The organism is Paenibacillus thiaminolyticus (assembly GCF_007066085.1).
Lineage (GTDB): Bacteria > Bacillota > Bacilli > Paenibacillales > Paenibacillaceae > Paenibacillus_B > Paenibacillus_B thiaminolyticus.
This window is the reverse complement of the sequence record NZ_CP041405.1, coordinates 468,314-492,473: the sequence shown is the minus strand read 5'-3', so window position 1 is coordinate 492,473 and position 24,160 is coordinate 468,314. Positions and strand designations below refer to the sequence as shown.

The following is a 24,160-nucleotide window of genomic DNA, read 5'->3' as shown; positions in this document are numbered from 1 at the left end:
GCCCCATAGCGTAATTATGGGAACGGATGCGGATATGGATTAAGCTGCTCGGGCGACAAGGGCTCCGGCGAATAAGACAGCTCCGCAGGGACCCTGAGCACTCTATCCAGTCCCGTCACACGGATGAGATGCTGCCCGAACGTCATCGGCAGCATGCCGGGAATGAGTACTTTCACGCAATACAGTCCGTTGCGGCGCGTCTCCGGAGTCGTCTGGTCGACCACGATCACTTCAAGATTCAACTGTCGAAAAACATGCAGCATGGCCTTCAGATCATCGGTCAGATCGGCGTTCCAGCCCTTCGGTTCAAACGCTTCGGCGAACGTTTGTAGCGGACGATCGTTATTCAACAGAAAATCGAGCCGTTCCTCCGCCTGCTTCAACCCGTACAGCATGGAGTGGTCCTCCATCTGAACGACCTGGTATGGATCGAGAAGCATCCGTTCATACTGCTGACGGTTCTCCTCGAATTTCTCGCTGACCGTGAGCAGCATGCCCGCCACCTCGTGAATCGCGCTCTTTGCCGCGCGTATCGGATCCGGATGGGCGCCCGCCGCGCAAATGAGGTTCACGCCCCGCTCTTTCTTGTTTTTCGCGAGCGCCCACACGCTTGGTATGCCATGCTCCATTGTCGAATTATACAAATACATGTCATAGCCCGCCACAGCCTCCAAACGATCCGTCATCCATCTCAATTCCCGGTCCGGGACCGAGCGGAGATCCAGGCGAGGCAGGGGCAGCCGCGCATACCAGGTCATGAGAAAGGAGTCGCGCTCTATCACTTCAAGCATCCCGTAGAAGATCGCTTCCTCCAGACTGCCGCCCAGCGCGCAGCCATTTGACGTTTCATAGACGAAGCCGTGTCCGCAGCCCGCACTGTAATAGGCCAGCAGCTCCGGTACGAGAATCGGACGCTCCTGCAGGAACGAATAGCCCCATACCCAATCGATCGGCCGTTCGGGATCGAAGGGCTTGAACGGGAAGCTGGATCGTTCATACTGTTCCTTCGCATGGACGCCTACGCGGAGAGGATCGAGCGCCCGGTTCTGTACATTGCGGAAACTGTCATGAACGACGGTTCGTTTGCCCCGGGGCGACAGACCGCAATAACGCTCCAATCCCTCCAGGATGGCCGTCATTTCGCTATCCGCATAGGAGTGGGTCCGGCCTGCGCAAGCCTCATCTCCGCCGAACAAGGGCAAATTGATGCTCGCATCGGCGAAAGGAGACACAAGGTCAACCATTTGCCCGTTCAGAAAACCGGTCCTGGCATCCAGGTAGTCTTTGGCCAACACATCCTTCAGCTCATCTAGCGACTGGCTGCGATACGTCTCGGCGCTGATTTTCAGGCTAGGCTGCAGCGCAATGCGGGCCAACTGCGCATCGTCTTCCGGCAATCGGCCGCAGATCGGACACAGCGGATCGGGGAGGAAGAAGTGAGACGAGCTTTGCAGCGTATGCAGATTGATCAAGTACATCCGGCTGTCCGTCTCCGGCCGCACGCTCTCTAGAATCTTCACGGCTTCTTCCGCGACAAGGTGCGCCACCTGCAATAATCCCGTGCGAGACGCCCAAGCGTCCCGGGCAATTCCCCCATGCGAAGCCAGCTTCTGCTGCAGGCCCCACGCTTCCCTGCGGTCGCTTCCCGCCAGCAGGAGCCGGGTATCCGCGCATTGCGAGCATCCTTGTTCCTCCGGACGAACCAGCGGACCGACAATCCCCTCTCCGAATGCAACAAAGCCGCGCAGCCAGGGCGTTCCCGACTGTCGGAACCGCTCCTCCGCCGCAGGATGAACGGAAGGATCCCAAGCATCATTTAACACGAGCGCCAAGTCTCCCGTTGCCGCTTCTCCGGATTCGATGCTCTTCTGCCAGACCAGCCGATAGCGGTCATCTGCAGACAATAGCTTCATTACAAAATCCGCGAGCTGTCCTTCTCCGATGACCGTCACGATCGCGCTCAATGCGTCTCCTCCTCTCGCAGCGATACGCCAAACACGCCTGCCAGCTCTTCTTTCATGAACGGTTCTGTGGACAAATCAACGACCGCGATTCGCTTACGGTTCCCTTGCAGGATCTGCCGGACCGACTGCAGCATCATCCCGTATTCCGACTCATCGAAGCCGGGGATCGTCAGACTTTGCGGCAAGGCATCTTCCACCTTGACCGAAGAGCGCTCCAGTATGTGACCTTGGATGTCCGCTGCATCGTTTTGGATTGTCATCAGCGCCTGCCGGAGCGCTTCCCGCAGCGCCATCGTGCGGTTGACTCCGACGCCGCCGTACCAGTAACCGTTCGTACCGACCCAGACGACCGGAAAGCCCGCCGCTTCTTGTCCCAGTCCGATTACCGGGGCGTCCTGCATCGTCTCCAATGCGCGTAAGCAATAGCGGCAAAAATCGTCCTCTACCTTGCTTAATGTGATTCGATACACGGAGGGCAGGCCGGAATCGGAATGACTTTTCAACTCCTCGAACAGACATTTCCGCAGTCCGCGGAGGATCGCTTCCGCTACGGTCTCTCCCGCTCCGATCCCTACATATTCCTGTAGTTCCCCGGCCAGCCGCGACACGTACGCCTCGATGCCGGCCAAGCCCGCTTCTCTCCTTGCTTCATGGTGAGTCATTCCCATACAGACGATCTGCGGCAGCAGCTCGGCGGGGCCTTCCGACAGCGGGTCGACTGCCTGGACGCGACACTGCGAGAGCGGAAGCTGCTTCGAGTCCCCTTCCTCCCATCGGTGAAGAATGCCGGTCTTCGCCGAAGTCAAGCGGTAGAAATAGGAGAGGAGACGGTCTGCTTCCTGCCGCGCCGTACCTTGATTGGCCGGAAGGCAGAACGGATCCGTAGGCTCGGCCGGACGAAGACCCCTGACCAGCGGATGGGGAAGCACCGAATGCCACTCGCCTTCCAATGTTTCCGGATTCAGCAGGAACAGTTGTCCGTTCAATTCCGAAGTGGCCCCCGACACGGTCTTAAGCCATTCGAATACGACCACATTCGCGAGCATGGCTTCCGCCGTAGTAGAGACGGCGGTCGGGTGATCTGCATCGCCCAGGGCGATTCGGTGAATCCTGCGCCATGCGGATTCGAAGCAGACGTCCGAATCCGGGTGCACCAATGGCCCTGCTATGCCCGCCTGTCGCATGTAGATGGCAGGTACCAGCAGCTTCTTCGCGTCCCTGCAGGCCGCGTGCAGTGCTCTAAGCTCTCCGGGATCGTCATCCTGAGCGACGTATAGGACGGTATCCGCCAGCCGGACGATTTCCGGCCAATCGAGGGAGCCGTCATCCGACGGACAGATCTCCTCGACCTCGACCTCGCTGTCCGATAGACGTGCAGTCGCCGTAAGCTCGGAGATCCGCTGGCGATCCGTGGCCGCCCGGTTCGTGATCAGCATGCGAAACCGGGGCAACCCGGATTCCAACAAGGCCGCAACGAGTGAGACAAATATCGGACCGGAACCGACCGCAATCGGATTAGCCTCGCGATAGGTTTGGAAGCGGTAAGCGCCCGAACCGCCCAAGCTGTCCAGGAATTCGATCTGTGCTGCATATTGCCGTTCTACCGCTTCCGGGAGGCTGTGCGGGCGGTCTTGGCTGGCATCCCGGACAAAGCCGTTATTGAGCAGTACTTCTGCGATTTCATAAACCCGTAACCTGTACGGTTCCGGCAATCCGTCCGTCAGATCCGCCATGGAATATTCCCCGCTGAACATGGGCATCAATTTTTCAATCCACCGGTCGACCATGTCGCCTTCCATTCGGAACGAACCCGTATTGTTGCGGAAGTAGACGCCGCCATTTGAATCGGGGAGAAAGAACGTATCCCCTTTCACTTTCAGACGCACAGAAGGATTCAAGTTTTTTATTCCTCCTTAAGGTTTTGCCGGAGGAAAAACCGCATCGTACGCAGGACTTCGGTTTCCCCCCGCTTTTAAGTTATGTAGAGCGTTTTGTCCTTCATGCCTGGAACGAAAAATAGGAACAGCCCCTGCAGGACGATACATCTGCAGGGGCATCCCGTTTTTGCGGTTCGCCAAGCGAGCTTATCGGTACTCAGCGGCAGCGAGCGCAGCTTCCGCAACGCGCGCAGCCACCGCAGCGGAAGCAGCTGCTGCAGCGGAAACAGTTGCCGCAGGAACAAAATCCGCCGCAAAAGCCGGCGCAAAAAAAGCAAACGCCAACACATAAGCGGGGATCACCCGGGCCGCTTGGATTTTGCCCCGACGCAGGCGTCATCCCCGTCGAACTGAACTGGCCGACATTCAAGTTTTGCAGATCCTTCTGAAAATCGCTCATTTTATACCCTCCGTATCATTCATTTCACTGACCCTGCATGTGATTCGTTAAATGAGAATGTTCCGATCCGGGCCCGACCGGCAAGCTGCTCATCCTCAATCTTGACGAGATATCTTATGAAATTCGCTCCGCTAGTGTTCCTATGACATCAGCCCACCCAAAAAACGGTTAAGGCAGGGAGCCCTAATAACTGAATTTCACTGTTACGTTTCGGGCTGTCGGTCCTGAATTTCAAGTCCTTTCGGAATCGTATATATAAAAAAGGAAAAGCAGCCAATATCAATCGACAGCTTTCCCTTTTTTAGTATATGGCCGTATGCTACGGAGTTCGCTCTTGCCATTGAGGATTTCTCAACAGGCTGATACCGCGAAATATGCGGTATGTTTGCTTTTTAGTTTCCGTTTTTTGAGTCGTCAGACAGCTTAGACACAAAATCTCCAGATGCTATAGTCGCTTTGAAATAACCGAAATCCCTTACTTCCCATTTGTCTTTATTGATAACTTTAACTTTGTCGCCTATTGCAAAGGTCTTGTTGCTTTCATTCGGAAAGTCGATGTCTAGTCTTTGAATGTTTCCTGTAGAATCCTTATACTCAACAACCGCAAAGAAGGTATCTGCATCGGTTATTTCGCCGATTACATAGTTTTCTTCCGCTTGTGTGTTTGTGTTCTGAGACTTTGAGTCGTCAGACAGCTTAGACACAAAATCTCCAGATGCTATAGTCGCTTTGAAATAACCGAAATCCCTTACTTCCCATTTGTCTTTATTGATAACTTTAACTTTGTCGCCTATTGCAAAGGTCTTGTTGCTTTCATTCGGAAAGTCGATGTCTAGTCTTTGAATGTTTCCTGTAGAATCCTTATACTCAACAACCGCATAGAAGGTATCTGCATCGGTTATTTCGCCGATTACATAGTTTTCTTCCGCTTGTGTGTTTGTGTTCTGAGACTTTGAGTCGTCAGTCAGCTTAGACACAAAATCTCCAGGGGCTATAGTCGCTTTGAAGTAACCGAAATCCCTTACTTCCCATTTGTCTTTATTGGTAACTTTAACTTTGTCGCCTATTGCAAAAGTCTTGTTGCTTTCATTCGGAAAGTCGATGTCTAGCGTTTGAATGTTTCCTGTAGAATCCTTATACTCAACAACCGCATAGAAGGTATCTGCATCGGTTATTTCGCCGACTACAGAGTTTTCTTCGATTTGATATTGGAACGTGGTATTCACTTTAGAAAGAGAGTCTGCAAAAATATGAGATGGAGATAATAGTAAGGCTCCTGTAACAATTCCTGCTGCAATAAGTTTATTCTTCATCAACGTTGTCACCTCTAAGTAAGTTTTAAGAGTTGGTAAGTATATTAGAATCAAGGGAATATGCCCTAGCTTAATGAGAAATATAGTGAGTTGGTGTAATTACTGCATACTAGTTGCTTAATTAAACCATTGATTCGAAAAGAATCAACTGACATATACCTATAGCAAGAAACTAATATATACCAACTCTTGTAACCAGTATAGTTACAACAACTAAGGAGCGTCAACAAAAAAATTATTACACTTTTGTAAGGTAAGAATTAATAATATAGAAAGTAATTTGTATATCAGGTAAATAATATCGAAGAAAAACTCCCGCGAAATACTGCAGCCGCGGGAGTTTCATATTCAACTATATAGATGTAATCAGAAAGTTATCCAACCGTTGATAGCAATCTTATCCATGAGTACATGTAATTCAGTACCTGCGAGGGCAGACAACAAAATAACTTTGAGCGAAGTGCTTTGCTTATAAGAAAATAAATACATTGCCTTCGGCATTGTTTTCAGACCCAGCATAACCAGCAGAGTCAAGAAGATGGCGCAGGCCACACCGCCTAAAAAAGTTTCATCCAGGACACCTGCACTTACGCCAGGAATAAATGGAATGTACACGAATAGGTGAGTCATAATATCAGGAAAGGCCATTCCTGCAAATAAAGTTGTGATGTTTAATTGTTTTTTATATGCCAAGGCGGCAGCTGTTGTAACCATGGTATGACCTATAATTCCAGCCATATTCAACCCCCATTTTAATTATTTTAGTATCGATAGTCCTTCTAGAAGCTGGGCACTATTTGTCTTGCTCTTCGTAAGTTTCGTAAATTCTTCCTCTAGTTGAACCGACTGGCGATCATACATATCAACAATGCCATGGTTATTCCCATACACTTTATTGAGCTCAAAAATTCCGATATATGTGTCTTGCAATGGAATTTGATGAAAAGTAGAGGGGTTCACGATTAAAATGATGTCTTCATACTCTGAATTACGGCTATGACCAAGCCAGGTATTGCTGTCGTATCTGATTTGGATTTCTCTATCGCCCAGTACCATTTTCTTTAGCTTTTCATTCTTGTTATCTGAGAACAAGATGGCTTCATCATTGATCATTGTAGGTAAGGAATCGATTGGATCGGAAGACGCACCCCCCCGGTCATTATCGGATTTTCGCAATACCCCTTTTTTGCTCACATCCTGCGCTGTTTTTTGATCCATGATGAATACCGATTGACCTTCATTTTTCATTGTTTTCACTTTAGAGATGTCCACTGAATTGATGTCAGCATTGTGTTGATTTTTGATATCTTGCAATGCTTCTTTCTCTCCTATCATTAGCATTCCGTTTCTTGGTTCCTTAAATGTATAAGCGAAGTAGAAACCGAATAAAAGCGCTGCAATCGTACATAAATGAATTATTATCCGCATGTTTTTGCTCCATTTGTTGATCATGTTTATTTACTTTAATTTAGCATCTGTAAATGATTTATCCTATCGAGTTCGCTTACATTTTAATGACAGCGGTGTAAGATCTGTGCCTCATTGTTTCATGCTGCCGAGCGTACGATGATAAGACATTTCCTCGAGATGGAGAACCTATGGGCGAAAAATTGGCGAAAACGCTAATTACGTATGGGTCGGTCCCTTCCCACAAGACCATCCATTCGATGAAAAGTCCGACGAAGCGAAGAAATATGAAAACATGCTCGTGAAATAGGATTTTATCAAGCCCTCCATCTGTTTACGCAGATCGGGGGCTGTTCACCTTGAAATAGAGATAAAAATGAATCGTTTGTCCTTTTGTCTCCGCATGGCAGCGGAAGCCGTGCCTTTCCAGAATTGTTTTGACAATCGTAAGCCCGAGACCCGTTCCCGACATTTCTTTATGCCGCGAGCTTTCCTCTACGTAAAAGGGCTCCCACAATCGAGATGCATCAGTGATCTCTCTCGGAAGGCTGTTGCTCATATGCAGCACCATTTCGGCATCCTGCTTCTCGAAAACCACATCGATCCGTTCGCCGGCCGCATATTTCACCGCATTGCCGAGCAGGTTCTGAAAAACCATCCGGATTTTGTTCGGATCCGCTGTAATCTGAGGATTACCTGGCAGCTCATCGCGAATCACTAACTGCAAATGCCTTGACTTGAGCTCAATGCCAAATTTTGCGGCACATTCATGGAACAAATCTTTCACGGCAACTGGCTTACATTCAAGTTCGTCCCTTTCAATTTTCGCAAAATTCAAAAACTCGTTAATCAGCCTTGCCATGCTTTGATTGTGACGCAAAATGGTGGCAGCGTAACTTCCATCGTCTAACCCATCCTGAATCCCCTCGGCATAAGCCTGAATGAGCGAAAGCGGCGTTTTCAGCTCATGTGTCATATCCGACATAAACCGCTTCAGACTCCGGTTTTTCCTGGATAATTCGGCATGCGCTGCGCTCAGCTTGTCGCTCATCGTGTTAATGCTTTCCGCCAGCTCACCGATTTCATCCCGGGTATCAACCCGGGCTTTTCGGAAACGGAGATCCGATATGTCCTTCGCTACCTGTCCCAGTTCTTTGAGCGGCTTGGTCATCCGATATGACAAGAGCCAGACAACAAATACGATGATCAGCACCGAACAAAAGGCCAAGATCAAGATGAACTCGTTCAGCATCCCGACCGTATCGCTGATATAGGCCATCGAAAGCCCGATCAGGACAATGGTTTCGTCCTTTGGGATAAAACTTGCGTAAAAGCTGGATTTGAGCTTGCCCTGATCGTATATTGCATTTATCCGGGTACCTGCTTTAACCTTCAAGAGTGATTCTTCCGTAATCCAGAACTTGTTTAGGGTCACCCTCTTTTTCGCAAGCTGCTGCTTGAGCGACTCATTTAGGTCATTTTCCTGTTTCTGCAAATCATCATACACGATCGTCACGCGGTATTGTTGCTCAATCTGCGGGATTGCATCGATCCATTCCGCTTCCGAAAGCCCGTTTACCGTATTTATCGCTTCCCTGAGCTGTTCTTTCGTTTTGTAAATATAGTATTTCGGCATAAACAAGTTCGCCAGCAACACAAACATGACGAAAATGAGCAAGACGGAGACTAAGATGCTTATAAACAGCTTACGCCCCAGCTTATTCATCGCCCGCCTCCACACTGTATCCAAGTCCCCGGTGCGTTTTGATCATGTCTTCGCCCACCTTCTCCCGCAGCCTGCGTACATGGGTATCCACCGTTCTTGGATCGCCGAAATAATCGAGTCCCCACACCAAGTCCAGCAGTTGCTGACGTGACAGAATCTGGCCCCTATGGCGGACAAAACAACACATAAGCTCGAATTCCATTTTTGTTAAGTGCAGATCTGTGCCGTCTTTATATATTTTATTGCCTTCCGGATCGATTCGCAGTGATTGATAGTGCAGTCCCTTTTCGTCGCCCAGCAGCCTTTTCGCCCGGAGAACGAGAATCTTCGGATGGAACGGCTTACGGATATATTCGTCCGCACCGATGCTGAGCGCCCTCAGTTCATCTTCTTCCTCGCTTTTTGCTGTTAAAATCAGCACTTTTTTGTCCGACCGAGCCTTGATTTCCCGGCAAACTTCTATCCCGCTCTGCTTCGGCATCATCCAATCCAGGATAGAAAGATCGACCTTCTCGCGATAAAAAACATCCAATGCTTCCTCGCCGTTTTCGGCCGTAAATACCTCGTATCCTTCCTTTTTGAAATACGCCGTTAAAATCCGGAGCATATCCTGTTCATCGTCCGCAATTAATATCCGCATAGCAATCTCCCTTTGTGCTAAATTGCCTCTTAATTCCTTAAAAATTCATTTTTAACCATAATATAGTTCTTTTTTTTGATAAGTTATCTTGTGTTAACGAGCAAATTTGCAACTTGCATCGTAACAATCTTATGACTTTCAAGGAAGTGCTTTGCTTAAATGTAAACAAAGACGGGAGTCATTATATCAGGAAACGCCATTCCTGCAAATAAAGTGGTTATGTTTAATTGTTTCTTATATGCCAAGGCAGCCGCTATTGTAACCATCGAATGACTGCTCGACTTGAATGGATTGCGGATCGTACATATCAACAATGCCATGATTATTCCCATACACTTTATTGAGCTCAAAAATTCCGATATATCTGTCGTGCAATTGAATCTGATTAAATGTAGAATCGTTTACGATTAAGATGATGTCTTCATACTCCGAATTGCGGATATGTCCAAGCTGCGTTGTTTTCTGATCCATGATGCATTCCAATTGACGACTCTTTTTCCCGCTTCCGAGTTCATTATTATAAGCCAACATAAGAAAAATCAGGACGAGTAGACTGAAAGCAACAAGTAAAACTTTAGGAAAAATCCTCAACTCCCTGCCCCTCCTTTCCTTTAACCGCCATCTCAATGAGTGCCATTACCTTGTCTACAGCCCCATCCGTCTTGCTGGCCTTCATCCTATCCACATACGATTTCTGATTACGATAAGTCATATCTATGGCTTGCAGTAAGGCTTCTTTCGTGAGAGCTGTTTCATAAAGTACCTCTGCATAGCCCGCATCCTTAAAATGTTCCGCATTCAAGGTTTGTCCTGTTCGTGCTCCACCGATAGAATGTGGAATCAGAAGCATCGGCTTTCGCAGAAGCACCAGTTCATGGATCGCATTTGAACCCGCCCTCGACACGACAAGATCTGACATTGCCATTAGATCCGGGAGCTCTTCGCGGGCATACTCAAGCTGTTTATAACCTTCATACCGCCGATAAGCAGCATTTGTCTTTCCAGTTCCGCAAATATGAACCACTTGATAGCTCTTTAAGAGCTCTCGGAGTGCTTCCCTGACGGCACGGTTGATTCGCTCCGCTCCTTGGCTCCCTCCCATGACAAGAAGAATGGGCTTATCCTCGAAGAAGCTGCAGAGACGCATGCCGCGAACGCGGCTGCCCAGCTTCAGTTCCTCCCTTACGATCGGACCGGCATACACCAACTTCTCATCAGCGTTACCGTCATTGTCAACCGTTTCCCTGAAGGTCGTACACATTGCTCGAGCGAACTTGCGGGAGATACGATTCGCAAGCCCGGGATGTAGATCGGGCTCCAGAATAATAACGGGAACTCGGTTCAAAGCGGCACCAACCACGACCGGTACCGCGACGAAGCCGCCCAAGGAAAACACAACACCTGGCTTGACTCGAAAAATGAGCAGAAATGCCTGTATAATTCCAATCATAAGCTTAAACAGATCCGTTACGTTCGCCCATGCCCAATATCGTCTTAGCTTCCCCGTACTAATCGGGTTGTACTGAACGCCCTTGAGTCCGGCAACCAGTTCGCGCTCAATCCCGTGCTTGGAGCCGATGTAAGTGATATCCCAGTCTTCCTCTAACAAACGGGAAATCAGTACTAGATTCGCTGTAACGTGACCAGCCGATCCGCCTCCCGTCAATACAATTCTCCGTTTCATTCCACAAACCCGCCTTTCCGAAGCAGTTGTCCAATCTCATCGAGTGACATCATACAATCCTCTGAATGATATCCTCTACGCATATTGCCTCGATGCACTTCGTCCACCGCCAACAAGTCACTTTGGAAGTCTGGCATGATCATAAAATATCGTTCATGACTTTCATTCACCCGGCTGCTCTCCGATTCCGTAATCAACGTCTCGTGAAGCCTTTCTCCCGAACGAATGCCTACGTAGTGAATTTTGGCATGTTTTGACTTAGAATGATTGATTAACGCTTGCGCAAGATCCGTTATTCTGCAAGCTCCCATCTTCGGGACGAATATTTCGCCTCCGAGGCTGTTCTCCATCGCTGTCACCAAGATTTGGACGGCGTCCTCCACAGTGAGAAAGAAACGCGTCATTCCCGGAGCAGTTACACTGAGATCCCTCCCCTCTTTGAGTTGCTGGTTGAATAAGGGCACTACGCTTCCCGCCGTTCCGAGCACATTGCCGCTTCTAAAACTTACAAACCTTGTTTCCGATCTTCCATTTGCGCATAAGATAAGCTTCTCTCCGATCGCTTTCGTCATACCATAGATATTTGCAGGGTTGGCTGCTTTATCCGTGGAAACATACATTACTTTTCGGACGCCATTTTCGATTGCCGCCTCGATCACATTTTGCGTTCCCATTACGTTTGTTTTGAGCGCACTCTCCGGCTGCTCCTCACAGATCGGAACATGTTTCAGCGCCGCTAGATGATATACCTCATCTACACCGCTGCACGCCATGACCAATTCCGCTTTATCTCGAATATCGCCAATCACGAATCGCAATCTAGGATCCTCAAATTGATGGCGCATTTGAACTTGCAGTGATTCATTGCGGGAGAATATACGGATCTCTTTTGGCTCTTTCACAAGCAGTTGCTTGACAAGTTCCACTCCCCAAGAGCCAGTACCTCCTGTAATTAAAATCGTGCTATCTATCAAATGTTATCCCTCCGTTAATATTTCTATTTGTCATCCCTATCTTAGGTGTGTTGTGTTACGCCAATGTGACATATAGGGGCAAACAAATAAAAATCAGCTATAATCCCCCGGGGCCAGCAGTTTCTTCATCTAATGCAATCCCAGAAACTTGGCGGAAAATTAGTAGGAACGTGATGTAACACTGGTGTAACAGAAGGTGGCTATGATTACTCATGCATTCCTGAGTTGATTCCAGCATGGCAAGTACTAGCTTGAAAATCATCCTATCTCAAGGAATGAATAATTCATATTTGGAGGTATGCACATGAAAAAGACGCTATTAACCGTACTGTCGATCGCAATGGCTTTCAGTGTATTCGCCGGAAGCAGTCTGCCTCTGGCCGGAAAGGCGGGCGCAGGACATCCAGTGAAGAGCACTTCAACTGTGGCGTATCATGATTTCAAATTTAAGGTGGATCCGGCCACCTTCGATATCGTGATTGAAAAAGGAGGCGTGAAGGAACATGCATCTGTGCCGCTGAAGCCCCGAGCCGTGCGCGATGTGAAGAAAACAGCGAACCGAATTGAATGGACGTACCCCGATGACAAAGTCAAAGTGGTCGTTCAGAAAAAAAACAAAAAATATCTGGACATTCGTATTGAATCCATCGGAGCAGAACAATTTGCTTGGCCGACCGTGCAAGCCGACAGTTATATGCTGCCTCTTGGGGAAGGCAAGCGGATTCCCGCCAATGATCTCAACTGGAAGCAGTTCCTGAATGGGGAGACGATGACATGGGGCGAATCTTTCTCGATGAACTTTATGGCCTTGAACAAAAAGCATTACTCCCTGCTCTATATCGTAGAAAATCCGTTCAATAATGAAGTAGCGTTCCGGGCAGAGCCTAAGCTCGATATGACATTCCAACACGAATTTCCATCCATCAATCCGAAAAAGGAGTATAGCTTCCGGCTGTACATTACCGACAACGATCCCGTGGCCGTCGCGAAGCTGTACAAGGAATATGTGAAGGAGCAGCAAGGCTTTAAGACGCTGGCCGATAAAGCGAAGGATAATCCGGAAATCGAAAAGCTGTTCGGGGCGCCGCATATTTATATGTGGAACAGTCAGGTGCTTGAGGCCGACAATATTCGCTGGAAAAAGATGAAGAATAAGTTGAATGAGCCCATCTGGTCCTGGATCGCGGAGCTTGCGGACCGATACACGGCGGATGGCGCCGATCAACTGAACAGCGTATTGAAAGAAGTAAAGCAGGAGCAGTTCATAAACAACTACCAGAAACGGGTTATTGTAAATGCCCTGAACCAGGCGTTGAAGCTGAAGCAACTCTACCGGGCCGAGTATTTCCCTGCGCTCGATGCTGCCGCCAAGCAAGCTGTAGCTGACGGCGTGGACAAGCTGAGTGAGCAGAAGCTGTACGAGCTGAATAAAAACCTGCTTAAGAGCGTGTTCCAGGACGCTATCGATCATCCGGAGGAATGGGGACGGGACCAGTCTGCTGTGTTGGAAGAAATGCACCAGCTCGGCATCGAGAAGGCATGGATCGGCCTTCCGAACTGGTCGAATGGGCTTCTGAACCCTGCTTTTGTCGCGAAGGCGAACGAGCAGGGATACTTAATCGGGCCCTATGATTCGTACCACTCGATTCAAAAGAAAGAAGATAAGGAATGGAACACGGCATTTTTCCCGGACCCGACATTGTATGAACAGGCAACCATCTCAAATAAGAAAGGCGTTAAGATCGGGGGGTTCCTCAATCGGGGGCGGAAACTGAATCCTACCCTTTCTCTTCCAAGCGTGAAGCAGCGTGTTGAGGATATTTTGCAGGACGGCATCCTTTATAACTCCTGGTTCATCGATTGCGATGCAACTGGAGAGATTTACGATGACTATACGCCAGGCCATATCACGACACAGGAGCAAGATCTTGCAGCACGCTTGAAGCGAATGGACTATATCGGGAAAGAGAAGCATATGGTCATCGGTTCGGAAGGCGGTAACGACTCCGCGAGCAGCACGATCGCATTTGCGCACGGCATTGAGACGCCCGTGATCAAATGGGGCGATAAAGATATGCGCGAAAACAAGGAAAGCCCGTACTACGTTGGCGGTTATGGCGCTGCCCAAGGCACCATACCTGAACGATATGTGAAGCAGGTGCCGGTGAAAGAGTTGTACCAACATGTGTACCTCAATCCAACCTACTCGCTGCCGCTATTCAAGCTCGTGTACAACGATTCCGTCATTACGACCCATCACTGGGAATGGGGCAGCCTGAAGATTAAGGATGAAGTTGGTTCACGTATGCTTTATGAGTTGCTGTATAATGTTCCGCCGCTTTACCATTTGGACAGTCAGGAATGGGAGAGCCACAAGGAACTGATTTCTTCCTATTTGAAAGTCTGGTCGCCGTTCCACGCCAAAGCCGTAACACAGGAAATGACGGCATTTAAGGTACTGACACCGGATCGGCTCGTACAATCCGCAGAGTATGGTCCCAACTTGAAGGTCGTTGTGAACTTCTCGAATAAAAACGTGAAACATGGCCGTGATACGATTAAGGCAAAGTCTGCTTTAATCTATGATGGAAAGAAGCGTGTTACGTTTAACGGGAACAAGTAAGCTCAATCGCATTAAGCGTAGAGAATCAAATGTATGTTTCACCTACATTTTATCCGCTGCAAGTAGACATGCGACGCCATCGCTCTGATGCTATTTTTTGACACCATTTTATCGTTACTTGTCAGTGGTATGATATTATCATCGCCTGTCACCCTGTATTGTTGGATGGCAGGCGATTCTTTTTCAAGGTATCCAGCAACGGTACTCTGCAGCATTTTTTGTAATCGTTGTCCAATTTGAATGTGCTAGACTCAGAGTTATTCATAATCGAGCATAGGATCTGCCTTTCCGGCGCCCGTGATGTCGACGATTGCTTGGAATAGATTAGGCGGATATTCAGCGATCCTGTGGCATAGATACAAATACCATTCATGGCCATACGTTACATAAATGCGAACAGGATAACCCGCCTTCTTCAATTGGCTGCTCAAATCCGGTCGAATCCCATATAACAGCTCAAACTCAGCTCCCGGCTCATGGATCCATCCCCGCTTGATGATCTCGTCAACGATAGACTCATCATGGGTGGCGATCGACACGCGATGGCCTAAGTGGATGGCTTGCTCCACGAGCTGCACATATTTTTCATTTAAGGCGGATGAACGCGGCATCGCGAGCTGCTCCGGCTCCTGGTACGCCCCTTTCACGATGCGGACCCGGCCAGGGATGGGCTGTAAGCTAGTCAAGTCCAGAGCCGTCCTGTTCAATTGTGCCTGCAGCGTAATGCCGATGTTCTCATATGCGGCTGCGGCCCTTTTATAGATCGTGAGTATCGCGTCGGTCTTGGCCGACTCTTCCATGCTGACAAACAGCTCGATGCCGGCCTGCCGGGCCAGAGCGGCAAGTGCTGTCAGATTCTTAAATGCAAGATCGCTGTCTAGCGATAATCCGATGTGGGACAGATCGAACGACACGCGAGCCGGTATTCCACGCTCTGCCAACGCATGAATGAGCAGCGACAACTCCAGTACCGCCGCTTCGCAAGCTTGGACATCTGTCGTATTTTCGCCGATATATTCAAGCGAGATGGCGTACCCTTTATCAGCGAGCTGCCGTCCTGCCTCAAGACCATCCTGCCGCTTCTCCCCCGTCACATACTTTGCTGCCGCACGCTGCAGCAGCTGGTAGATGGCCGGCGTCTGCTCGACATAAGTCTTCAAATCAGCTCGGCGGGCAATGGTTTTCATCGCCTCGGCAAATTTTTCTTCCAAATTCGTCATTGTCACCATCAAGTGGTCCCTCCTCTTCTCTTATGAATCCTAATGTACAAGAAGACAGGAGGAGAGGATTGTAAAAAATTGCGCTTATCTAAACGGACATGGCATAAGTTTGAGGAGTTGCCCCGACGATTTTGGCAAAGGCTTTTGCAAAATGGCTCTGATCATAGAAGCCGGTGTCCACCGCAATTTCAGCAATGGGCCGCCGGTTCTTCAATTCCTTCTTGGCATGATTGATGCGCAGCAGATTTTGATACGCATGAGGCGGTATATGCGTGCTTTTCTTGAACATGCGAATGAGATGATATCGGCTGATCCCGGCTTCCTGCTCCAGCGTGTCGAGTGTGATCCGATCCGTGTAATGGGCATGGATATATTCCTTGATTAGATTGACGTACTTCGGTTCCAGCATGCCATAAGGCTCATGCGCCAGATCGGAGGCATCTTTGTTTACGAGCTTGTGCACCAGTTCGATTAACGCCGTTTCGATTTCGAGCGGCGACCCGCTCCGGGTTAATGCCTCCATAGTACGGTTGAGCAGGTTGCTGCAGGCTTCATTCTTCCCCTTTTCGAGCAAAAAAGGAATATGAAGCCGGTTGATATCGGGCATTTCAAGCTGAGCGAACCATTCCGGTTTAATGAACAGCATTTTGTATTTCCATTGCGCCTCTTCCGCAGGCTGACAGGCGTGGAGAATGAGCGGCGGAAAGCTGATCATTCGTCCCGTCTCTACGCGCCACAAGGTGCCGTCACACCATGCTTGCGTCTCGCCTTCATCGATTAAACCGATAGAATATTCCTCGTGAAAATGCTTCTGATACGCCAGGTCATTCTTATGGCATCGCTTTGCCTCCAGAAAAGGCAGCGCTTCGTCCCGGTAAAAGGTCACATCCGCCATGTACAAGCCTCCAAATTTGAATTGCTGGATAAGGCCAGGCTAATGCCTGACGTGTACGTACCAGTTTAACACAATAGTTACAGTTCGTATTGGGATCACTGTGACACGTAATAACCACCTGCCACATTAGCCTCTTTTCCACCTTTGTTATCCTTTTGATTTTGCCTAACGTCATATCTATCCAAAGAGATGAACAAAAATAAAAAAAGCACCATGAAGGTGCTTTACCAAGGATGAATGATTCCAGTAGTATCTCCAGCAAATACCGTCACCATTGTTACAAATACAACTGAGTAAAGAATGGATTTGAAATACAGTTTTTTGACAAAGTTTTTCATGCTAAATCCTCCATTTCTTTAGCGCTTTTTATAAAATAAGTGCTCAACTTTTCAAGTGCAGGCTTATGCATAGGGATATTTTGTTCTATATGATTACGTACAATCGTGTTAAGACATTCTTTCTCTTTGATTATGTCGTTAACTTTTGAGTAGTATAAAGCCCCTTCCATCAAATGGCTAATGCCGCTGTCAGGGTCACCTATGGCTAAATAGTACTCCCCTTGAAGTCGAAGGTATTCAGCGTACTCAGAATAAGTCAAAGGATTTCTTTTATCTATGATGGATAAGCTTATTTTCCTGTTTTCTAGTACGGCTTTAACGCCTTCAGTGTTGTTCTGTTCCAAGTACAATTGAATGAGATGCCTTGTTGCAGAAAGAACAAAGATATCACTACAAGTATCGAGGAATGACCACAACTGTTCAATGGCTTGAGCCGTATTGCCCTTCTTAGCGTTGAATAAGGCTTCCATCAGAACAATTTGCTCTTGCGTGTGCGGATAGTTAAACTGTTTGTACTGTATAGAGTACATCTCAGCCTCTTTGTATTCCCCAATACCAAAGTGCGCGTCTCTAAGCACACCAAGTGCATATATTTTGTAAGGACTTTGACCGCCCTCTTCAGCCAGTACTTTTTTGCAATGGTCGATACTCTCGCTGTAGAACCTCAAGTTGTAAGCGTGAACCCCTAATTTGTAGTGTAGCTCAAGTTGCTCGTCCTGCGGCAAGAAATCGATGTAATGCAAAATGTACTTTCCGCTATAGTATGTTTCCTTCAATCTGCTGAAATCATTTCGTTCAATAAGATAACGTTGATACATGCTTTTAGCTATGTAAGGCATAATTCCGTGGGAACGCGAGTAATCAAGGATGAGGTCATACAACGAAAGTTTAATGGAGTCGTTATCGATGGAGTCGGCTTCGCGATACAATTTCCCTACTAGGTACAAGCTGTCTTCATTCGGTGCTTGAAGAAATTTTGCGGCTATTTTCGGTATCAGCGAAGGATATTCAAGTGTTGTTAATTCGTTCTGTAAAATAGTGTAGACGACTTCCGACTTATGTCCAATTTCGATGTACTTCTCTACGACGTCGTTATGGGGAATGTCTAATACTGCAGCGATGGACAAGATGGATTGAAAATCAGGGCGCTTAACCTCGCTGTTTTCAATTCTCGACAGGCTGCCTTTATCGATGCCGACCGCTTCCTGCAGCTTCGCCAGAGTCAATTTCTTACTCTGTCGATAGTGCTGTATTAGCTCCCCCAAGCACTTAGGCTTTGCAGCAACGGCACTCACAGACTCACTCCTTTCGCAATGCAAGTACTTGACCACCTATAGATTACCATAAAATTCGATTTTTGCGAACACACCCAACAAACAAATTCATATTTCGTTCTATTCATTGACCAAATGGAAAGATGGCCTTCGCACTTAGACGCATCTTTTTGGTTAGCTACTTATGGACATCACCGGTTATTCAGCATGTTGGAGGTTTGACAGCTTAATCTGCACGATTCAAGAGTACGGCATCAATACCTTCCAGACCTGCACTTTTCACCTCATAACGGTCACCACCGAGAGCTTTCAACCAGCCATCCGCAATTTGAATTTCGGTGTATTGCGTTGAACAACATCATCCAACCGGGAGCACCGCTTGAAGTGGAACCATTCATTTTAAACGAATTTCATTTTGTTCAATTTACAGTCACAAAGCATCGTATTTCATCTCCTCAATTGTTCATGGTTCGCGGAACCCTGCGACTCCCTGCATACACAAAAGGCTCACTCCATTTTCAACAAGTGGAATAAGCCTTCTATGTGCGGTTCAAGGTTATATTATCGGCCGATATTCAGATATCGCTTTTCTCGTCTCATTACAATAAGAAGGAAGGTGAAAAGACCGTAAACGGCCGATATCGCAATGAGACATTGTATAAGAAATTCGATGTCCGGAACGAACAGGCCAATCGTCCTCCATGAGCTACCCATAGTATAGGTGAATAATGGAATCAGCCCGACGGCGAAAATGATAGAGAGGCCCCCTGTAAACACCCTAACCTTTTTATTGATCGCGGTTTTACGTTTTAAGCGGATTAAACTTAGTAGCGCTAGAATAGCAACCAAAAATACAACACCAAGCGTAATCCATTGCGTGCTAATATCTAATGGTGCGATTTCCGGATTTTTGCCGCTCATAATGGATCGAATTCCCTCCATTATACTTAAATACGAAACAGCTTCTAACTCATGGTATTTATTCATCAAAAGAACGGCGCCCAGATTTTGTTCGGGGATAAAGAATATTTCCGCTTTATATTCAGGCGTTGCACCCGTGTGGTAAGGATATTTAGTGCCCGATCTTGGAAAGTGCCAACCCAAACCATAACGATTACCGCTTTCCGGTGGAGTCTGTAATTGTTTTCGACTTTGTTCTGATAACAAATCCCCTCCGTTGAGCATGAATGTTATAAATTTGGTAAGGTCATTGGCGGTTGAAGTCATATAACCATAAGGCGCTCCCGATTGATCATACAATCCATCGCCTGTAACAGGTCTGCCGAACCATGAATGGAAGCCGGGTACCAACCCTCTGTCCATGGCGCTGTCGTAATCGGCAGTAGTGTTGTTCATGCCAAGAGGCGAGAAAATATGAGTATCCATAAATGTTGAAAATGACTGTTTGGACACCGTCTCAATAATAGCTCCTAACAGTAAATAGTTGGCTGAATTATACTCGTATATCTCACCGGGAAGATGGCTTAACTTTACTCCGCTAAGTTCTGTAACAGCTTGAGTAATGCCATTCTCTTTACCATGACTTGGCTTATCGGTCACCTTCATTCCGTCATAAGCGCTAATCCCGCTAGTTTGTTCTAAGAGATTACGCACGGTGATTGATTTCGTGCCATCGGTTTGATAGTTGAACGACGGGATGTACGTTTCAATCGGTTCATCCAGCTTTATTTTTCCCTCTTCCGCCAACATCATAACGGCAAGAGATGTCAAAGGTTTGCTTACCGAACCGATAAGAAAAGTCGTGTCCTCCGTTACGGCTGATCCGTCACTCATTGTCCCCCAGCTATCTTGAAAGATGGTCTGACCGTTATGTATGACTGCCAGCGAAGCCCCCGGAATATGATATTCCTCCAGCACTTCTTTCATAAAAGTTGTGATTGATTGAGCCGTATCGCGACCTTCATTGGCTAGAGAAAAAGAAGGAGCAACGAGGAAAAAGATGAAAAAACAGATTACAATTTTTTTCACATGATCACCTTTCGTGTTAGCTTAGTTCTTGTGATTTACATACATAAAGCTCAAGGAGCTCGATCAATAATCGATACGATTGGTCAATATCAAATTCATCGTCGACAATTTGCTGAAGAGCTAATCCGTCGAAGCAAGCCAATAGTATACTGGCAACTGCAGAAGCATGATGGGAATTGCCGACTAAGGGCTGCAACGGCTTGGCAAGACTATCTCTTCCATTCTTGAGAATAGACGCGACTTGCTTTTGAAGATGCCCGCTTTCGTTTTTGATCCCCAAAGAGTAAATTTCATATCTCCACCGATACCAGTCGGGATTATTTTCTGTTCTGGATTTGATTTCAAGCAATACTTCTTCCGGAGTTACAGAGTCTTCCGGCTGTCCGTCATATTGCCTTTGGTAATGCTTTTGGACTTCATCTTGTACGGAAAGCAACAGTTCTTCTTTATTTTTAAAATAATAATGAACAAGTCCCGATGTCATATCGGCTTCATTTGCGATATCTTTGATAGAGGCATTAGCGTATCCTTTTTTGACAAATACGTTGTAAGCCGCATCGATTAATCGTTTTCTTTTATCCTCTTTACTCATATGATCCTCCTTTTTTATTGGTCGACCAACCTAATTATATTAACCATATAAAATAAAGTCAATAATTGAACGGTGTTCGCAATGAGTATGTTCATGTCCTCTGATGCTGTAGCATGCGTTCAACATTCATCATGGTACAGGAATCGATGGGAAATTAAATCTGGAGCGAATGGCTCAAGTCATAGAGGAAAGCCAAACGGATATTATTGCTCTAAATGAAGTGGACAAATATTTTTCACGGAGAAGCGATAATGCGGACCAATTAACTTGGTTATCAGATCGTTTATGTATGCGCCATTCTTTTTTTGGCCCGGCCATTACATTTTCTTCGAAGACAGGTTCTGTTCCTGGACAGTATGGAAACGCCGTCTTGTCCCGCTTCCCCATCGTCTTGGTTATAAAAACATATTGGGTGGTACCCCAAATGCAACATTTAAACTATATGCGAACCTAAATCATTTGTTCATGCCTTCTGTTTATGGAGAGATACTAGAAGCCAAAAAAGAGTATAAGGTTGCACAACATGTAGATAAACAAGTTATAAATGACATTTCAGATTGGCTTCTTTCCTTCCAGAGCTCGGATCCGCTCTTCGAAAGATGAATATTTTTTGCCGCAACGAACCAAAATAATTTAAAAGCTTCTGGAAAGAGAGGACTGTGAGTGTTCACGCTTAATTTATTTCTTGTAGCTATATTAATTATTGCCACAGCTTTTTTTGTTGCTGCTGAATTTGCGATTGTTCGCTTACGCTCCAGCAGGGTAGATCAAATGGTTATGGAAGGAAATAAGAATGCTACGGCTGTAAAGCGAGTAACGTCCAACTTAGATGGCTATCTGTCAGCCTGTCAATTAGGGATTACCATCACAGCTTTGGGCTTAGGTTGGCTGGGTGAACCTACAGTTGAACGTATGCTGCACCCTCTTTTTGAGCATTTTGGCCTGCCCGTTGGAGTAAGTACGATTTTATCGTTTGTGATCGCGTTCGCTCTCATCACATTTCTGCATGTGGTTCTCGGTGAGCTTGCTCCCAAAACGGTTGCCATACAGAAAGCGGAACAAGTCAGTAGGCTTACTGCAAAACCACTTATATTTTTTTATAAAGTCATGTATCCGTTTATTTGGGCTTTAAATGGCTCTGCTAACTGGTTTGTACGCTTATTTGGTGTAAAACCAGCTAAAGAGCACGAAGAGGCCCACTCTGAGGAAGAACTGCGCATTATTTTAACAGAGAGTTTGCGAAGCGGAAAAATTAATCAATCTGAATACGGATATGTCAACAAGATATTTACATTCGACGAACTCCTTGCTCGCGCAATTATGGTACCCAGAACAGACATGGTATGTATTGATATTCAGGATGACAAAAACCAAATCATTGACCTAATGAAAACGGAACAATATACACGTTTTCCTGTCATGGATGGGCATAAGGATCAGATCATCGGCTTCATAAATACAAAACAGTTTTTTATGCAATTAAATGACAATCGCGATGTGGACATATCCGAGTTCATACAACCGGTTCTCAGCATTTCAGAAGCCATGCCCGTAAAACATCTCCTTCACAAGATGCAACAGCAGCATGTTCATATTGCAATACTTGTGGACGAATATGGTGGAACATCCGGATTAATCACGATCGAGGATATATTAGAAGAGATCGTTGGAGAAATTCGAGATGAATTTGATGACGAAGAAACTCCCGATGTCGTAATCATCGACGAGAATCACATCTTAGTTGACGGCAAGGTGTCACTGGATACGATAAGTAATATTTTAAATGTAGAACTAGAGAGCGAAGACTTAGATACGATAGGAGGATGGCTCTATACTATAAATCCATCGCTAAAGAAAGATGTAACGTGGACATACGATACATTGCATTTTATTATTAGGGAGAAGGACCGGCATCGAATCCGAAAAGTGGAAATTAGAAAGATGAATCCGAAGTGACAAAACATAAATTGCCTACAACAAAAAAAGACTGTACGGAGACAGTCTCTTCTTGCGGATTCAATCAGTTAAGATTCTATTTTACTTAGAACCATCCACTCTCCAACTTCGGATGGAACGATCTTGACCTTTTCCCCAGGGCTAAAGCATTCGTATTTCATCATATTGTGGATGTTCATAACGGTAATGGTATGGTTAGGATCAAGCTCGATTTTATTGTGACATTGGCTGATTCCCTGCGCATCCGCCTCGCAGTCCGTATCGGTTAGGATAACCCCAGTGCGCTCCGAGGCAAGTTCTCCTTCAAGTAATCTGGTTGTGTAGAGATTATCTTTACCATTTTGCTGCCAATCTTTTTCCAATCCGAACCGTTCCTCCACTTGAGAAGGCGGTGTTGCAGATTGAAGTCTTTGTACTTCTGCAGGCTCATCCGCGCGAAAGTTAATAGCATTAATTACTACGAATATGACGACGACAGAAAGCAATGAAGCCCCTATCCATATCACCGATTTTTTCAAAGCAAGTCTCCTTTCCCAATAGGTCCACCTGAATTTGGGCGTGAGCTTCACCTGCCGGCATTTCATCATGGAATGGCTGCAAAGCATAAACTCCGTATATCAGCACTGCGACAAGAAGCAGAGTGGATATCAGGATGTAATCTCCTGTTTTTAGTTTGATTGGATTCAACTTCTTCCACATGGTCTAACTTAGGGATTGATCGTTCGTGTCCGATATTGATCATCAGACAGGATACGACGAGCCGTGACATACCGTGTCGCATAATACGTCTCTGATAGTTCGCTGATCTCTGCCCCTTTATTTACGGAGGCGTGTCCAAATAAACCATCCCCCATATAAATTCCGGCATGCGAAATCCCCTTGCCATCCGTGTTAAAGAAGACGATGTCTCCTGCACGCAGGTCTTCTTTCTCCACCTTGATTCCTTCTTTTGCTTGTTCCTTTGTAGTTCGAGGCAGCTTCACTCCTTTAAAGCAGCGGCAACAATGGATAATATGATTTTCTTCAAAATGAATCTCCCTTCTCATTAAGATAGATTCATTGTAAAAAAAAGATATAGAGAAACGATGAAGAAAATGTGGAGAACAAAAAAGTGACCCCATTATCGAAGTCACTCTTTCTTTCCCTTCCGTTGTTTGAACTGAACGAATCGGTAAATGAGATAGATGACTGCCCCAATTATCGCCATCCAGATGCACACGGATTCGAA

The 24,160-nt window shown here is 46.7% G+C and carries 20 protein-coding genes; 3 read left to right on the top strand and 17 right to left on the bottom strand.

The genetic code is table 11. From position 1 onward, the window contains the following. Positions 1–14: 14 nt before the first annotated feature. The 10 genes from FLT43_RS02095 to FLT43_RS02050 all read right to left on the bottom strand — a co-directional run bounded on the left by FLT43_RS02095 (position 15) and on the right by FLT43_RS02050 (position 12,045). Entirely contained in the window at positions 15–1,964 is a 1,950-nt protein-coding gene (locus FLT43_RS02095; protein WP_087443560.1) for a TOMM precursor leader peptide-binding protein, read from the bottom strand. Beyond that, positions 1,961–3,862, bottom strand: a complete 1,902-nt coding sequence (locus FLT43_RS02090) for a putative thiazole-containing bacteriocin maturation protein (protein WP_087443561.1) — start codon at positions 3,860–3,862, stop codon at positions 1,961–1,963. The genes FLT43_RS02095 and FLT43_RS02090 overlap by 4 nt, the downstream gene beginning before the upstream one ends. 831 nt (positions 3,863–4,693) lie before the next feature. Further along, a complete protein-coding gene (locus FLT43_RS02085) occupies positions 4,694–5,614 on the bottom strand; it encodes a hypothetical protein (protein ID WP_115057887.1) in 921 nt (306 codons plus the stop codon). Between the two features lie 366 nt (positions 5,615–5,980). Then, entirely contained in the window at positions 5,981–6,352 is a 372-nt protein-coding gene (locus FLT43_RS02080; RefSeq protein WP_087443564.1) for a hypothetical protein, read from the bottom strand. A gap of 18 nt (positions 6,353–6,370) precedes the next feature. After that, on the bottom strand, positions 6,371–7,042 hold the full coding sequence (locus tag FLT43_RS02075) for a lipoprotein BA_5634 family protein (protein WP_087443565.1): 672 nt from the start codon (positions 7,040–7,042) through the stop codon (positions 6,371–6,373). A gap of 313 nt (positions 7,043–7,355) precedes the next feature. Beyond that, positions 7,356–8,747 carry a HAMP domain-containing sensor histidine kinase gene (locus FLT43_RS02070; protein WP_087443566.1) on the bottom strand — a complete coding sequence of 464 codons (1,392 nt, stop codon included), beginning with the start codon at positions 8,745–8,747 and terminating at the stop codon, positions 7,356–7,358. Beyond that, on the bottom strand, positions 8,740–9,387 hold the full coding sequence (locus FLT43_RS02065; RefSeq protein WP_087443567.1) for a response regulator transcription factor: 648 nt from the start codon (positions 9,385–9,387) through the stop codon (positions 8,740–8,742). The genes FLT43_RS02070 and FLT43_RS02065 overlap by 8 nt, the downstream gene beginning before the upstream one ends. A 234-nt stretch (positions 9,388–9,621) precedes the next feature. Then, the gene (locus FLT43_RS02060; RefSeq protein ID WP_087443568.1) at positions 9,622–9,978 is read right to left on the bottom strand and encodes a hypothetical protein; all 357 of its coding nucleotides are present in this window, start codon (positions 9,976–9,978) and stop codon (positions 9,622–9,624) included. Next, a complete protein-coding gene (locus FLT43_RS02055) occupies positions 9,962–11,071 on the bottom strand; it encodes an undecaprenyldiphospho-muramoylpentapeptide beta-N-acetylglucosaminyltransferase (protein ID WP_087443569.1) in 1,110 nt (369 codons plus the stop codon). Before FLT43_RS02055 ends, FLT43_RS02060 begins: the two co-directional genes overlap by 17 nt. Then, positions 11,068–12,045, bottom strand: a complete 978-nt coding sequence (locus tag FLT43_RS02050; RefSeq protein WP_087443570.1) for a polysaccharide biosynthesis protein — start codon at positions 12,043–12,045, stop codon at positions 11,068–11,070. Before FLT43_RS02050 ends, FLT43_RS02055 begins: the two co-directional genes overlap by 4 nt. Before the next feature lie 304 nt (positions 12,046–12,349). Between FLT43_RS02050 and FLT43_RS02045 the strand changes: the two genes are divergently transcribed. Further along, positions 12,350–14,668 (top strand): glycoside hydrolase, encoded by a 2,319-nt coding sequence (locus tag FLT43_RS02045; protein WP_087443571.1) that lies wholly within the window; start codon positions 12,350–12,352, stop codon positions 14,666–14,668. 257 nt (positions 14,669–14,925) lie between these two features. Here the strand turns inward: FLT43_RS02045 and FLT43_RS02040 are convergent, their stop codons facing one another. The 5 genes from FLT43_RS02040 to FLT43_RS02015 all read right to left on the bottom strand — a co-directional run bounded on the left by FLT43_RS02040 (position 14,926) and on the right by FLT43_RS02015 (position 20,976). Continuing rightward, entirely contained in the window at positions 14,926–15,897 is a 972-nt protein-coding gene (locus tag FLT43_RS02040) for a proline dehydrogenase family protein (RefSeq protein ID WP_087443572.1), read from the bottom strand. Between the two features lie 79 nt (positions 15,898–15,976). After that, positions 15,977–16,783 (bottom strand): helix-turn-helix transcriptional regulator, encoded by an 807-nt coding sequence (locus FLT43_RS02035; protein ID WP_087443573.1) that lies wholly within the window; start codon positions 16,781–16,783, stop codon positions 15,977–15,979. A gap of 334 nt (positions 16,784–17,117) precedes the next feature. Continuing rightward, positions 17,118–18,416 (bottom strand): helix-turn-helix domain-containing protein, encoded by a 1,299-nt coding sequence (locus FLT43_RS02030; RefSeq protein WP_087443574.1) that lies wholly within the window; start codon positions 18,414–18,416, stop codon positions 17,118–17,120. 540 nt (positions 18,417–18,956) lie between these two features. Next, positions 18,957–20,384, bottom strand: coding sequence for a serine hydrolase domain-containing protein (locus tag FLT43_RS02020; protein ID WP_087443575.1), 1,428 nt, complete (start codon positions 20,382–20,384; stop codon positions 18,957–18,959). A 16-nt stretch (positions 20,385–20,400) separates the two neighbouring features. Beyond that, complete coding sequence (locus FLT43_RS02015; RefSeq protein ID WP_087443576.1) at positions 20,401–20,976, bottom strand: TetR/AcrR family transcriptional regulator; 576 nt, start codon at positions 20,974–20,976, stop codon at positions 20,401–20,403. A 169-nt stretch (positions 20,977–21,145) separates the two neighbouring features. On the opposite strand from FLT43_RS02015, the gene FLT43_RS30735 reads away from it, so the two are divergent. Together FLT43_RS30735 and FLT43_RS02000 are read left to right on the top strand one after the other, a co-directional pair. Then, positions 21,146–21,430, top strand: coding sequence for an endonuclease/exonuclease/phosphatase family protein (locus tag FLT43_RS30735; RefSeq protein WP_115057888.1), 285 nt, complete (start codon positions 21,146–21,148; stop codon positions 21,428–21,430). Between the two features lie 209 nt (positions 21,431–21,639). Next, positions 21,640–22,932: a hemolysin family protein gene (locus FLT43_RS02000; protein WP_087443577.1), complete on the top strand. Its 1,293-nt coding sequence runs from the start codon at positions 21,640–21,642 to the stop codon at positions 22,930–22,932. A 68-nt stretch (positions 22,933–23,000) separates the two neighbouring features. Here the strand turns inward: FLT43_RS02000 and FLT43_RS01995 are convergent, their stop codons facing one another. Both FLT43_RS01995 and FLT43_RS01990 read right to left on the bottom strand, forming a co-directional pair. Then, a complete protein-coding gene (locus tag FLT43_RS01995) occupies positions 23,001–23,450 on the bottom strand; it encodes a hypothetical protein (RefSeq protein WP_087443578.1) in 450 nt (149 codons plus the stop codon). Between the two features lie 189 nt (positions 23,451–23,639). Continuing rightward, positions 23,640–24,149, bottom strand: coding sequence for a C40 family peptidase (locus FLT43_RS01990; RefSeq protein ID WP_244194264.1), 510 nt, complete (start codon positions 24,147–24,149; stop codon positions 23,640–23,642). Between the last annotated feature and the right edge of the window lie 11 nt (positions 24,150–24,160).

What these genes read in the sequence shown, in the direction of transcription:
- FLT43_RS30735 (WP_115057888.1), top strand. Translation starts at nt 21,146, where the DNA reads ATGGCTCAAGTCATAGAGGAAAGCCAAACGGATATTATTGCTCTAAAT.
- FLT43_RS02075 (WP_087443565.1), bottom strand. Translation starts at nt 7,042, where the DNA reads ATGCGGATAATAATTCATTTATGTACGATTGCAGCGCTTTTATTCGGT.
- FLT43_RS02065 (WP_087443567.1), bottom strand. Translation starts at nt 9,387, where the DNA reads ATGCGGATATTAATTGCGGACGATGAACAGGATATGCTCCGGATTTTA.
- FLT43_RS02035 (WP_087443573.1), bottom strand. Translation starts at nt 16,783, where the DNA reads ATGGCGGATGTGACCTTTTACCGGGACGAAGCGCTGCCTTTTCTGGAG.
- FLT43_RS02085 (WP_115057887.1), bottom strand. Translation starts at nt 5,614, where the DNA reads ATGAAGAATAAACTTATTGCAGCAGGAATTGTTACAGGAGCCTTACTA.
- FLT43_RS02055 (WP_087443569.1), bottom strand. Translation starts at nt 11,071, where the DNA reads ATGAAACGGAGAATTGTATTGACGGGAGGCGGATCGGCTGGTCACGTT.
- FLT43_RS02045 (WP_087443571.1), top strand. Translation starts at nt 12,350, where the DNA reads ATGAAAAAGACGCTATTAACCGTACTGTCGATCGCAATGGCTTTCAGT.
- FLT43_RS02080 (WP_087443564.1), bottom strand. Translation starts at nt 6,352, where the DNA reads ATGGCTGGAATTATAGGTCATACCATGGTTACAACAGCTGCCGCCTTG.
- FLT43_RS02070 (WP_087443566.1), bottom strand. Translation starts at nt 8,747, where the DNA reads ATGAATAAGCTGGGGCGTAAGCTGTTTATAAGCATCTTAGTCTCCGTC.
- FLT43_RS02040 (WP_087443572.1), bottom strand. Translation starts at nt 15,897, where the DNA reads ATGGTGACAATGACGAATTTGGAAGAAAAATTTGCCGAGGCGATGAAA.
- FLT43_RS02015 (WP_087443576.1), bottom strand. Translation starts at nt 20,976, where the DNA reads ATGAGTAAAGAGGATAAAAGAAAACGATTAATCGATGCGGCTTACAAC.